General features: G+C 35.8%; 12 protein-coding genes. 6 read left to right on the forward strand and 6 right to left on the reverse strand.

Going from position 1 to position 13,511, the window contains the following annotated elements; translation table 11 throughout:
* Window positions 1–34: 34 nt before the first annotated feature.
* A complete protein-coding gene (locus NSQ18_RS06000) occupies window positions 35–1,699 on the reverse strand; it encodes an amidohydrolase family protein (protein ID WP_339289417.1) in 1,665 nt (554 codons plus the stop codon).
* 404 nt (window positions 1,700–2,103) lie between these two features.
* Here NSQ18_RS06000 and nfsA point away from each other — a divergent pair, with 404 nt between their 5' ends.
* Window positions 2,104–2,838, forward strand: a complete 735-nt coding sequence (gene nfsA / locus NSQ18_RS06005) for an oxygen-insensitive NADPH nitroreductase (protein ID WP_016837656.1) — start codon at window positions 2,104–2,106, stop codon at window positions 2,836–2,838.
* Window positions 2,839–2,941: 103 nt separating this feature from the next.
* A complete protein-coding gene (locus tag NSQ18_RS06010) occupies window positions 2,942–3,397 on the forward strand; it encodes a hypothetical protein (RefSeq protein WP_016837655.1) in 456 nt (151 codons plus the stop codon).
* A gap of 32 nt (window positions 3,398–3,429) precedes the next feature.
* Here the strand turns inward: NSQ18_RS06010 and NSQ18_RS06015 are convergent, their stop codons facing one another.
* The gene (locus NSQ18_RS06015) at window positions 3,430–5,124 is read right to left on the reverse strand and encodes a hypothetical protein (protein ID WP_339289419.1); all 1,695 of its coding nucleotides are present in this window, start codon (window positions 5,122–5,124) and stop codon (window positions 3,430–3,432) included.
* Window positions 5,125–5,270: 146 nt separating this feature from the next.
* Here NSQ18_RS06015 and pepT point away from each other — a divergent pair, with 146 nt between their 5' ends.
* The 4 genes from pepT (at window position 5,271) to NSQ18_RS06035 (ending at window position 9,427) form a co-directional block, all read left to right on the forward strand.
* Window positions 5,271–6,500 carry a peptidase T gene (gene pepT, locus NSQ18_RS06020; RefSeq protein WP_016837653.1) on the forward strand — a complete coding sequence of 410 codons (1,230 nt, stop codon included), beginning with the start codon at window positions 5,271–5,273 and terminating at the stop codon, window positions 6,498–6,500.
* Window positions 6,501–6,609: 109 nt separating this feature from the next.
* Window positions 6,610–7,578 (forward strand): multidrug resistance efflux transporter family protein, encoded by a 969-nt coding sequence (locus NSQ18_RS06025; protein ID WP_096549857.1) that lies wholly within the window; start codon window positions 6,610–6,612, stop codon window positions 7,576–7,578.
* Between the two features lie 89 nt (window positions 7,579–7,667).
* Complete coding sequence (locus NSQ18_RS06030; RefSeq protein WP_016837651.1) at window positions 7,668–8,375, forward strand: hypothetical protein; 708 nt, start codon at window positions 7,668–7,670, stop codon at window positions 8,373–8,375.
* 185 nt (window positions 8,376–8,560) lie between these two features.
* A complete protein-coding gene (locus tag NSQ18_RS06035; RefSeq protein WP_016837650.1) occupies window positions 8,561–9,427 on the forward strand; it encodes a YitT family protein in 867 nt (288 codons plus the stop codon).
* A gap of 73 nt (window positions 9,428–9,500) precedes the next feature.
* On the opposite strand, the gene NSQ18_RS06040 is transcribed toward NSQ18_RS06035, so the two are convergent.
* From NSQ18_RS06040 to NSQ18_RS06055, 4 genes are all read right to left on the reverse strand, one after another.
* The gene (locus NSQ18_RS06040; protein WP_339289422.1) at window positions 9,501–10,241 is read right to left on the reverse strand and encodes an alpha/beta fold hydrolase; all 741 of its coding nucleotides are present in this window, start codon (window positions 10,239–10,241) and stop codon (window positions 9,501–9,503) included.
* An 81-nt stretch (window positions 10,242–10,322) separates the two neighbouring features.
* Complete coding sequence (locus NSQ18_RS06045) at window positions 10,323–11,030, reverse strand: GNAT family N-acetyltransferase (protein WP_339289424.1); 708 nt, start codon at window positions 11,028–11,030, stop codon at window positions 10,323–10,325.
* 11 nt (window positions 11,031–11,041) lie between these two features.
* The gene (locus NSQ18_RS06050; RefSeq protein WP_339289426.1) at window positions 11,042–12,157 is read right to left on the reverse strand and encodes a dipeptide epimerase; all 1,116 of its coding nucleotides are present in this window, start codon (window positions 12,155–12,157) and stop codon (window positions 11,042–11,044) included.
* 26 nt (window positions 12,158–12,183) lie between these two features.
* Window positions 12,184–13,299, reverse strand: a complete 1,116-nt coding sequence (locus NSQ18_RS06055) for an amidohydrolase (protein ID WP_096549862.1) — start codon at window positions 13,297–13,299, stop codon at window positions 12,184–12,186.
* Between the last annotated feature and the right edge of the window lie 212 nt (window positions 13,300–13,511).

Below are 13,511 nucleotides of genomic sequence, written 5' to 3' on the forward strand. Positions count from 1 at the left end.
ATACACCTAACAACTACGGGAGGTTCTTTTTATTTCATTCATCGATATGAGAATTATCACGATATATTTCTTTTCCCTTAAAATAAGTTAACACGACTTTCGCTTCACTTATCTCACTAGGAGGTATTTTAAAGATATTTTTATCTAATATGATAAAGTCTGCTTGTTTCCCCACACGAATCTTCCCAATCCATTCTTCTTTTCCTATTTGTCTTGCCGGATAGATAGTGTAACTACGAAGCATTTGTTTCAACGTAGCACTTTCTTTTGGCCATAATGGTTTAAGATTTTTTTCTTCTTTTGCATGAAGTCTAGTCATTCCCGTTTCAATTCCGTATAGTGGATTCAACTCGCCAAAAGGATAATTACTCGAAGATGCAACTGGTAATCCCCGCTCAAAATAGCTTTTCATTCGATGCAAATCTTTTAATTCTTCCACCTTTTCTTTAACTCCCATTGTGTGATAAAAGAGAGATGGCTGAACAGATGGAATCAGACCAAACTTTCGAAATTGGGTTAAATTTTCCCTCGTCATAAAAGGGATATTGGTAATAGTATGCTTGAAATTCTGTTTTCCATTATGCTCTCGAACATATTCAAACACCTTTACAATTTCATCTAATTCCCCATCTGCTTGCACATGTATTCGAAAACCTTCCCGATCTAACAATTCCAACAGTTGATAAAACTTGTCCCTATTCCATGAACCATCTTTTGATAAAACTTCTGCACCATACAATTTCACCGTTTGGTAACTATAATTCTCTCCCTGATACTTATCTCTCCATTCCTTTAACGAATCAATTTGTTCTAATCCTTTAAAAGGATCTACGTATAACCCTAACTCATAGGAAAGCGTCAGCTTACCTTGTTGATCAAGTTCATCAATAGCTTTTAATAAATTTTCCGAATGGTATCGGAACGGAATAAATACTGCCGTAATTCCATATGTTGCCGCTTCTTTTTGAAATTCCAACAATGCTATCTTATATTGTTCTACTGTAAAATCCGGTTGAGGCAAAGATTGGATAACTACTTTAATGAACTGTCCTTGAACTACTCCCAACTCGCCTTTTTCTAAAAGGTCAATTTGTCCTTGTTCCTGTTTTTCTGTTTCTACATCCAATCCTGAAATTTCGATTGCTTTTGAGTTAACCCAAAGCTCGTCTCGATGATTTGAAAAAGCTACAAACGGGATATCTGAAACAAGTTGATCAATTAATTCTCTTGGAGTTTGTCCACTCTTTTGACCCGCTTCTTCCGTCACATTTTGATTCCATCCAACAGCACGAAGCTGCCTTAATTGTGGATTTTGTGCACGATACGTTAAAATCGCTCTTTTATATTGTTCAAAATTTGAGTAAGGGGTTAAGTCCAATAAATACAGTTTCTCGGCTTTTAAATATGCATAATTATGACCGTCAACAAATCCTGGCAATAACAGCTGATTATCTAAATGCATTACTTTCGTTTTTGGACCTTTATAGGCTTGTACGCCCTCCCGATCTCCTACATAAACAAACTTTCCATTTTTCACCGCAATGGCTTCTGCTTTCTCGTTTACTTTGTCGACAGTAAATACTTCAACATTTTCAATTACTAAATCCGCTTGAACAATTTCTTCTTCTGCAACAATTGGTTTGAAATGGAAAGCTACCAACAATAACACGAGAAGTACGATGAAAATACGTCTTTTCATGTATACCACCTCGCTTCTTTAGGAACGTTATTTCAATATAGGATATTCATTTTTCAATAATGAATACATTTTATGTATTGATACAAGTTCAATAATTGTTCAATTACTGAAAAATTTTAACCATATACTAACTGGTAAAATAAAGGAATGAATAATCAATCTATTTCATAGTATCATTAAGTGCCCTACAAAACATGTCGGCTTACACAGGTGCTTTTTCTTTAAAATTGCAAATAACCTTAATGAATGGAGCTTATCTTCTAGTGCTCTTTTTAAACAACGTACTGTAAATCGATTGGGGCTTCTATAATTCAAATTTTTGTCATCTAGAAGAAAGTGTACTAATATAGCCTTAAAGGATGAAATTCACGCTATTATTGATGAATACATAAGGGGTGTAAAACATGAGTGTAAAAGAGTTATTACGCAGCCATACTTCTGTTCGTAAATATACAGGAGAAGAAATTCCAAGAGAGACGGTTATTGACTTAATTCAAACTGCTCAAATGGCTGCATCTTCTCATTTTGTACAGGCTTACAGCGTAATTTGGGTAACAGATGAAGAAAAGAAGCAAAAGCTTGCGAAACTATCAAACAATGAATTTCAATTTCAAACAGCAGGCGCCGCTTTTCTATTCTGCGTAGATTTTAAACGTTTAGAAGCGGCTGGAAAAAAACATGGTGTTGATATCACTGTGGACACAGCGGAAAATGTATTAGTTGGAGTGGCCGATGTATCAATTTTTGCTCAAAACTTTGTCATCGCCGCAGAAGCAGAAGGTTATGGAATTTGTTATATCGGAGGAGCACGAAACAATCCGAAAGAAATCAGCGAATTATTTAACTTGCCTGATTACGTCTTCCCTCTCTTTGCGATGACGATTGGTAAACCAACGAAAGTTAATGAAACGAAACCGAGATTACCAGTAGAAGCTGTGTTACACGAAAATGAATATAATGTTGAAAAATATGATGAACTGTTAGATGAATACGATGCAATCATGGAAAAATATTATGCTTCTAGAAGCTCGAATCAAAAATTGGCAAACTGGACGAAACAAATGGCAGATTTCTTAATCGAACAACGACGTCCTCATATTAAAGAATTTTTAGCTTCTAAAGGTTTTACTTGGAAATAATCTATTGAATAGTAGAGCTATCCAAACAATTTAACGGTATAATTAATAAGTTATAAAAATTCTTTCCATAAAGGATTAAGGTAATTACAAAGGAAAGATGAACATGAAACAAGATAAACAAGTCACTTTATCCCTTGAACAACAGCATTTCAAACATGTTAAAAGTTACTATCGTACATTAGCAGAAATTAACTTATGCTTAGGGAATATTCATCGTAATATCGAACGAAGAATCCAGAAGCAAAAATATCGCTATGCAACGGAATATGTAAATCAATATATTTCCTACACAAACGTCTGGAATATCAAATTCGTATATAATTTAGAGAATCCAGAAGTGGCACTACTGCAGTTTTTTCATTTAGACTACATTTTTGAGCATGAACCAAAAAATCGTTTTAAATCAGAACGCCTTCAGCTCGAAGAACAAAGAAAGCTCTTTTCAACAGTGAACCCATTTAAAGAAGAACAAATACAATTAAGAAAACAACAAATGCTCCATTTTATAAAGGAGCGTTCAAAAAAATCAACTAAAAGCGAAAAACTTGAACAAAAATAAAAAATCCCGAAGCATATGCCTCGGGATTTTTATTATTGGCCAATATTGACTACACCTTCAATTTTCAACTCTTTCACCGGTAAAAACATTTCTCCAGTTTCAAAATATCGAATGACCACTTCATCCCCTTCTTGCAAGTAAATGGCAAGCGGTTCATTTTGAGAACTAACAATAAAGTTTTGGCCATTATGCAGTAAGAAGGACACAATTGTGTAATCCCCTACCCGCTCTTTATAGACGCGGAGAACATTCCCTTTAATCGTTTTTTGTTCTGCATCACTTGATCCTTCCACCGTACTTGCTCCTCTTGTTAAAGCAGTTTTGTATTGTCTTAGTGCTTCACTTGGTGTTGACCCATAAACGGATATTTCCGGATTCGCTGCAGATACAATAAAGTAATTTTGTAAGAAGCCGTTTGAATCAAGCACAGGAGCTAGCCAACTCGCTTCACCGTAGAAGTTATAAAGAATAGGCATTACTCCTTGCCACTCTTTTTCAATAAACTTCTTCTCTATAATAGCTAATGCCCCTTGAGAATCCATGTATGATTCTTCTAAATTCCCTGTATAATACACCGCTTCACCTGTTCGCGCGTGAGTCAATGAATAACCGAGCATCGAATCAACGCCTTCTTTCGGACTTGTAAAATCAGTAAAATAATACATTTCTCCATCTTGATTAAAGACTGGACTCACATTCGCTTCTGTTCCTTCATCAGAAGGCAATTTCACATCTTTTTTTCCAAAGAGACTATTCCAAAATCCATGCACATATTTTCCGAAATAACTATTTTGAAGGCTCACTGCTTCAGGCGATACAGCACCATCAATAAATTTCGGCACTTCTTCTAAAGGAATTTTTTTCGTCTCTCCTGAATAAGCATCAACCATGACGATCCCTTTTACATCAAATCCATTTCGGGCAGAAATGAATTCACCATAGGAACGGATATAATAAGGTGTACCATCATCATCCACCTCAAGCTGAGGCTCACCGTAGAAAATAAGTGTTGGATATTGTAAACGTATATGGCGCTCTAAATTTTTATTGAAAAAGGCAGACGGTACATAGACCATTTCTTTCGCAACAAATACTGGATTATCATTGGAATCCGTTGCACTCATTTTAAAATAGCCGGGCGTTGTATCCCCATTTAACCATTTGAAAAATCCTGAAAACTCAACGGGAGCAATATAAACAAATTCACCGTTTACTTTTTGAATTTGCAAGTTCCCAAGCTCATAGTAACTTGTATTAGGCACCTGTCCGAATGCTTTTTTCATTTTATTTTCCGCAAAATGCGGCGGTACGCTGGCAGGTGTTTTTGTTTCATCAAAAGGTTCAATTTCGACTTTTTGCTCCATTTTTGCAGACTCATACTTTTCATCCGCATTAAAAATGGGTGCTGTAAGCATATATATTAATCCAATTAAACTAGCTAAAAACAGAATCCCTTTGATATTTCGTTCTGCTCCACCAGATGCCAATATACCCATTAACAATATAACAGGTAATGCATAAATGAAAATTGTCCAATGCACATCAATTTTCGTCAAATATACGAATAGAAAATAAATAATCCAACTACCGATGAATACAAATAATAATGATTGCAAGAATTGTTTAAATGATAATGTAGCTTCTTTCGGCAATCTTCTAGTAATTGGAACGATAAGAATCGTTGTAATAATAGAAAATATTAGAGTCGTGATGAGTAATTGTGTCATCCTATTCACCATCCTTCTTCTATTCTACGGTGGGTAGCTATAAATAGTTTCAATAATTTCAATAGTAATTTTTGACACAGCATTTTTCTCATCATAAAAAAGGAAAAATGATACAATAGTGGCAGTATTAATAAGGAGGCAGCGTCATGAAAGAAAAGGTTATTGAACGATTGATTCGATACGCTAAAATCGACACACAATCTGATCCGGAAAGCTCTACAACCCCTTCTACGAAAAAACAATGGGACTTATTAAATGTACTAAAAGATGAACTAGCCGAAATTGGACTTACAGACATCACATTGGACGAGAATGGCTACTTATTTGCCACATTACCATCCAATACAGACAAGCCTGTACCAACTATTGGTTTTTTAGCTCATGTTGATACATCACCAGATTTTTCTGGAACAAATGTCCAACCGAAACGAATTGACAATTATGACGGCGGAGATATTCAATTAAACGATGAATGCACTCTATCCCCTAACCAATTCCCAAATTTAAAAAATTATGTTGGACAAACATTGATTACAACAGATGGCACGACGTTACTCGGAGCAGATGATAAAGCTGGAATAGCAGAGATTATGACGGCAATGGAATATTTAGTAAATCACCCTGAAATTAAACACGGAAAAATTCGAGTTGCCTTTACTCCTGATGAAGAAATTGGTCGTGGGCCACATAAATTTGATGTCAAAGCTTTCGGTGCGGATTTTGCTTACACGATGGATGGCGGCCCACTAGGAGAATTACAGTACGAAAGCTTTAATGCAGCAGCTGCAAAAGTAACAACTCGCGGAATCAGCGTACATCCTGGTACTGCAAAAGGAAAAATGGTCAATGCTATCACGATGGCGATAAAATTCCATAATTTCATGCCTCAAGAAGCAGTTCCTGAAAAAACAGAAGGCTATGAAGGATTTATTCACTTGATGAATTTTAATGGAACTATTGAGGAAGCAACTCTTTCTTATATTATTCGCGACCACGACCGCAACAAATTTGAAGCGAAAAAAGAATACTTCCGAATGGTTGAACAGCGAATAAAAGAAGAATACGGTGACAATGCCATCACTGTCGAATTAGAAGACCAGTATTACAACATGAAAGAAAAAATCGAGCCTGTAAAAGAAATCGTAGACATTGCAAAACGAGCAATGGAAAATTTAAATATTCAACCAATCGTCGAACCGATCCGCGGAGGAACTGACGGCTCTCAGTTGTCCTATATGGGTCTGCCTACTCCAAATATTTTTGCTGGCGGAGAATACATGCACGGTAAATACGAATTTGTATCTGCCGAAACTATGGAACTCGCTGCAAAAGTCATCATCGAAATCGTCAAACTCTTTGAAGAAGAAACAAAATAAAACTTACGAAGCATTTTGCTTCGTAAGTTTTTTATTTTCATGTTTGAATATTCTGTTAATATATTTGTAGTATAGAATTTTTCGATCTAAGAAAGTAGGTATTAATAAAATGAAAGAAATCACTCTTGGCATATTTGCAGCCTTATTTTTTGCGGTTACTTTTATTTTAAATCGGTCCATGGAGTTAAGTGGAGGAAGTTGGCTGTGGAGTTCTTCACTAAGATTTTTCTTTATGCTTCCCTTCCTTATTGCCATTGTTTCTTACCGAACTGGTTTTGAAAATTTACGTAGAGAAATGAGAGAAAATACTTCAAAATGGTTGCTCTGGAGTTTCGTGGGCTTTGTTCTTTTTTACGCACCACTCACCTTTGCAGCAGCTTATGGACCTGGTTGGCTTGTGTCGGGAACGTGGCAGTTTACGATTGTTGCCGGTGTAATTCTTGCACCGTTATTTGTAACCGTCGTAGATAACAAAATCATACGTCAAAAAATACCGCTCACTTCCTTATTCATTTCATGCATTATTCTAGTTGGTATTATGCTTATTCAAATACCACAAGGAAAAGAGGTAACTTTCAATCACTTACTGCTTGGAATGATTCCGGTAGTCATCGCTGCCTTTAGTTATCCGCTTGGTAATCGAAAAATGATGGAGTTATGCGGCAGTCGAATCGATACGTTTGAACGTGTGCTTGGTATGACCATTGCATCGCTGCCAGCTTGGTTTATTTTAGCTGTTATTGCGATTTGTACAGTGGGGCTCCCTTCCATGAACCAAGTCATACAATCCTTAATTGTCGCTGTTAGTTCCGGTGTAATCGCCACGACGTTGTTCTTTATTGCCACAGACCGTGTACGAAATCATCAAGGAAAACTTGCTGCAGTAGAAGCCACTCAATCGATGGAAGTCGTATTTGTCATTATCGGAGAAATGATAATACTTGGAGTTCCTCTACCAGATCCAATTGCACTTTTCGGTCTTGCGGTTATTATCGTAGGCATGCTACTTCATAGCTATCACACAGCGATTATAGGAAAAAAATCAGACCTATCAGAAAAAGCCAAACTTCTCCAATGACGTTTGGCTTTCCCCTTCTATATCATCTCCAAACAAAATCAGCAAAAACATGTTATGTTAAACACAGTGAATAACATAGAGGTGATACGATGCCCGTTTTAACATATGAACAACTTACTTTCTTAAATTCCTATAGTATTGTTACAGAAGAGCCGAAAAATCCTTTATTTACATTGGAAAATATACATAAAGAATTTTTTCTAAAGGATTTTCTAAAGCTCATGATGGAAATTACCCAAGCTAGTACAGAGGCTGCAGCTATATCCCATTTCAGCTGTCGCTATGGATTATTCGTTGCTACCCAATTTTATTTTCTCACTGCTTATGATGAAATTTGGGACGGAAAATTAGAAGATGTTCGTTACTTCCATGTACATGAATATGGTATGGATACGCTCGGAACATACATTACACCTACAGACTTCCGCTATGTAGAAGATAATGAAAGGCAATATGTTATTTCAAAAATCCTTTATCAAGCCCATCAAATTATTGTACAACTTCGCCAAACAACATCCATCTCCCCTCTTACTCTTTGGGAGAACATTTTCGGATATATGTTGTGGAATTATAATGTATTGCTACAAAATCCTCTGCTGGCAGACCGAGCTTTTGAAGATATCGAAATACTTGAAGATACAAAAGTATGGCAACGTTTTTCAAATAAATCCTGGTTTTATGAATATACAAAAGGAAAAAATCCGATGGAACTCGTCAATTCGCCAGTGCGAAAAAGTTGCTGCTTTACAAAAGATATTCCTGGATTAAACGCTTGCACTTATTGTCCAATAAAATAATAATGATAAGAGATTTCCTGCTCATCAAAGGTTACTTTGATAGAGAAAATAGGAAATCTTTTCTTTTTTCATAACATTTTCTTCTCGATTTATCAAAAATTTATTAGGGCTAGCAGATGCAAGACTTTCAAAATTTTGATAAAATTAAAAAGCACTCTTAGGAGAAAGGATTTGAATCAATACATATGCATGAAAGTCATGAACCTACTTTATTAAATAGAATTGTAAGTATTACCTTTATTATCATCGGTGCATTTATTGCTGCTTATGGTCTTGAAGCCGTATTAATTCCAAACAGCGTATCTGATGGTGGAATTACCGGAATATCTATTATTCTCTCTACGCTTACCCCACTTCCGTTAGGTCTTTTCTTAGCGATTTTAAACATCCCATTTATTTACTTAGGTTATAAATTAATCGGAAAAACTTTTGCAATTAACTCCATTATTGGTATCGGTACATTATCATTTGCTACTACTATCATGCATCATATCCCAACTATTATTAATCAGGATTCTTTATTAGTCACGATTTCAGGCGGTATATTACTCGGGATTGGTATGGGTCTAGCATTACGTAACGGCGGCGCCTTAGACGGTACGGATATGCTTGCTGTATTAATTAGTAGAAAAGTACCTTTTTCAACTGGTGAAATCATTTTAGTTATCAATGTCTTTATTTTCATTTTCGTTGGTTTTGTATTTGGCGTTGAAGGAGCCCTTTCTTCAGCAATCGCCTATTATATCGCTTCAAAAGTTATTAGCATCATTGAAAACGGTCTTGAAGATGCGAAGTCCGTTACTATTATAAGCAAAAATTCCCGAGAAATCGGAGAAGCGATTATCAACCGATTAGGTCGTAGCGTTACATATTTAAATGGGATTGGTGGATATGCCAACGAGCCAGTTGAAATTATTTATTGCGTCATCAACCGAATGGAAGAAAGTAAATTAAGAACCATTGTCAGACAGAAAGACCCAAATGCATTTATTACTTTCAATGATATTGCAGAAGTTCGTGGCGGCAATTTCAAGAAAAAAAATATCCATTAATTACAAAAAAATCGATTCCAAAGAAAAAACAACAAGTTTCAATACTTTGTTGTTTTTTCTTTTTTACAAATACTCACCCATATATTGTTCTCATCTCTTTCACCGCTTCAGTTGAATACTTTGTAATAAATTCCCCATGCCCTAAATCCTTCAAAACCTTTTCTTTTATGTTAGGTATAACTTGTTTTAAGTATTTAATGGATTTTGCAGGGATGATTTCATTACTGCCGTACCAATAATACATTTCTGTTGAGTTCCGAAGGGATTGTTGTAATGAAAATTTGAATAACTCTAGAAAGCAATTTTCAATACTTTTGAGAGAAATTTGAGGATATAAAGCCTTCTTTAAGCTTTCAACATCCACATCGTAATAACTTAATAACGAGCGCATTTTAGGATGTAATTGATTATTTCGTAAGTCTAACAGGATTTTTGATAAAATCATCGCTGCCGTTTTCGAATAAATCCCTAAAGGAAGATAGTAGGCTGCATCTAAAATTACTTTTGATATTTGTATTTTTTGATTCGCTAACAACTTTAATAAAATGGTTCCACCCATCGAAAAACCGTATGCCCCATGTACATAATCCGTATATCGACTTAATATATAATTTTCAATTTGTTCTGTTTCTTGATCAATACATTCAAAATGAGATGACGAATCTCCATTATGTCCATCCAGAGAAGGAATAATTAAATAATAATGCTTTGATAATTCATCTATGAGTGGATTAAAACTTTCCCAAGTAACGGCCATTCCGTGGATTAATAACAACTTCGGGTTTCGGAGATTCCCAAACTCGTGAAATTCCATATCCATCTTCCTTTTTTCACTTAGTTTGGATATCCTTTTCACCCTTATACTAGAAATGAATGAAAATTAAAAAGGCTTGGTCTATTCCAAGCCCTCGTTTGAAACTTTTTTATATTCAATCAACCAATCGTCATCTTGTTTTTTGTATGCAACTCCAACATATCCATTATGTAATAGGTTCTGTTGACCTTCAATATCTCCCATTGAAATAAACACCGATTCATCTCTCAATTGCAAGTGTTTGTGCAAATATTTCACGAAAATGTATCGCAATTTCCGGCCGTACTTTTCCTTCAATGCAGCAATATGCATTCCTTGATGAAATTTATCTTTTATGCTTGGGATATTATAAGGCATGACTGTCGCTAGCACATAATCGAATTTCGATGTATCAATTTGGTTCATGATAATCGTTGCCATCTTTTTTTGTAATCCATATCCACGGAAATCAGGATGCACATTTGAAATTTCTTGATATAATATTCTTTTCAAATCTGCTTCATCCGTCAATCCAATATCTCTTCCCAGACTCTGATCATCTACAATTGGGATTAAGAGCGCACGAAAAGCAATGAGACGATCATGATTAAAAATTCCAATCATCAATCCATTGCCCTTTAGAATAAATAAAAATTCCTCCGCAGAAAGAGGCTCTAACGTTTCTTGATTTGGCAGTGCTTTAACAACTTCTTGTTGGAGATCTAAAATCCGTTGTAAATCCTCTACCGTTAATCTTCTGACATAATAGGGAATATCCCCTAAAACACCTTGTTCTAACACTTCAGACATGTCTTCCACCTTTATTTAATAATGCAAGAATCTGTTGTTAATTGAGATAAAACCTCTTCATCAATTTTTACACCTAAACCTGCTTTTTCATTCAACTCAATAAATGGAATTTTATAACTTTCCTTTAAATCCCCAATATCCGTTTTAAATTTAAGTGGCCCCGTTAATTCCACACTCGTAATAATTTTTTTCGAAAAGGCTACATGAAAACCAGCAGCCGATCCAATGGATGACTCCACCATCGAACCAATTTGACATTCAATTCCGGCCATTTCCGCCATTGTCGCTAGTTTCACCGCAGGATAAATTCCTCCGCATTTCATTAGCTTAATGTTCACTTTATCTGCAGCTTTTTTTGCAATAATTTCCCTCATATCACGAACATTGCAAAGGCCTTCATCAATCATAAGAGGTATGTTGGATTTTGATTTAATTTCAACCATTGCCTCAATATCATCTGCAACCACTGGCTGTTCAATCCAATCGATGCCCATGGATTCCAAATATCGCAATGCTTTTAAAGTATTTGCGCTATTCACCCATCCTTGGTTTACATCAATGCGAATGGCAATTTGTTCACCAACCCGTTGTCTTACAGCTTTAATTCTTTCTACATCACTTTCTACATCTCTGCCAACTTTCATCTTAAAAGATCGATAGCCTTCTTTTACTTTCTCTTCTGCCTCATCTGCCATTTTATCAGGCTCATCAATGCTTAATACGTGAGTAATTGGAAATTTTTTATGAAATCTTCCTCCAATGAGTTGATAGATAGGTACTCCAAGTTTTCTTCCCACAACGTCAAAACATGCAATATCGATTGCCGCCTTTGCACTCGGTGCGCCTTTTAATATGCGATTCATTTTGTCATGAATTTTTTCAAAATGAAAAGGCGTTTCATTAATCATCGCAGGTGCTAACGAATGTTTTAACACATGAAACGTGGATTCAAACGTCTCACCTGTTACGTGTTCATCCGGTACACTTTCTCCCCATCCAACGAATCCCTCATCCGTTGTAAGTTTTACGATAATCGATGGCATCGTTGGATACGTACCGTAACTAACAATAAAGGGTTTTATCAGTGGGAATTCCACTGCAAAAATTTCTATGCTCTTAATATTCATCAAAGTCAACTTCCTTCTAACAACATTTATTTATATTGTGTTGCATTAAACAAAGTTTTAGCCAACACTTTTGCTCCGATAATTAACGCATCTTTATTGAAAGTCATGTGCGGATGATGAAGGCCTGGCTGTAAATCTGCACCGATACCAATCATTGTCGCTTTCAACTCCGGTTTCGACACAGTGTAAAAATGAAAATCGTCACTACCTGGCGTGTGCACCGGCTCTGCTAAGAAGCCCTCTCCAACAGTATCCATAATCGCTTTTTCCGCAATTTTCTTCGCTTCTTCGGATACTTCAGCACCAGGCGTTTTATCATACCAATCCCAAACAATTTCTGTATCAAACATTTTGCTAATATTTCGAAGTCCGTTTTCTACATGTAATTGCAATGCATCTAACACTCTATTTTTTTGAGCTCGAATATCGATAGAGAAGGTAGCGTTCCCTGGAATGATATTAACGCTTCCACCATCAGCCACCACTTTCGTTAACTTCACACTATGCACTTCAAAAGGATTTAAATAAATATTTTTCAACATTTGTTGAATCGCTACAATGATATCGATAGCATTTTTCCCTTGATATGGCCTTGCTCCGTGTGCATCCACACCTCTGATCTCACCTTGTAAAAATAGTGCGGCACCATGGTGAATCGCAGGAGATACTTTACCAAAAGGCAGCTCATCGATTGGTCTTAAATGGATACCAAATAGATAGGATACATCATCGATTATTCCCCGCTTCACCATTTCAATCGCTCCACCGCCTACTTCTTCAGCTGGTTGGAAAATAAACCGCACCCGCTTCTTTAAAGGAAGGTCTTTAATTCTTAGCAATGCACCTAATACCATTGATATATTCGCATCATGTCCACAAGAATGATTGGCTTTCATGACACCATCTACTTCTTGCCAAAGGGCGTCGATATCAGCTCTCACTGCGATTACTTCATCCCCTTGACCAATTTCAGCAACAAGTCCAGTCATATCGTTAAACCGTTTATATGGTACCTTTAATTCATCCAAAATTGATGCGATTTTATTAGTAGTTTGATACTCTTTCCAACTGACTTCTGGACAGTTATGAAAAAGCTCAAACCAACTAAAGACGACTTCTTCATATGTTTTCACTTGACCCATATTTTCGCACCTCTATTTTATTGCTTACTCTATTATACATAATGTAGTAATATTTATTAATTGCTTTTGCCTACACAAAAACAATTACTTCCATCATAAAATAATCATTAGAGTTTTTGTGCGAAAATTATTCCATGTATTCCATATATCCTACGAATTCAGTTCAATCTATCATTATCTATTAATAGAGTAGCTAGAAATACATTTTTGCA

This window comes from Ureibacillus sp. FSL K6-0786 (genome assembly GCF_037965165.1).
Lineage (GTDB): Bacteria > Bacillota > Bacilli > Bacillales_A > Planococcaceae > Ureibacillus > Ureibacillus thermosphaericus.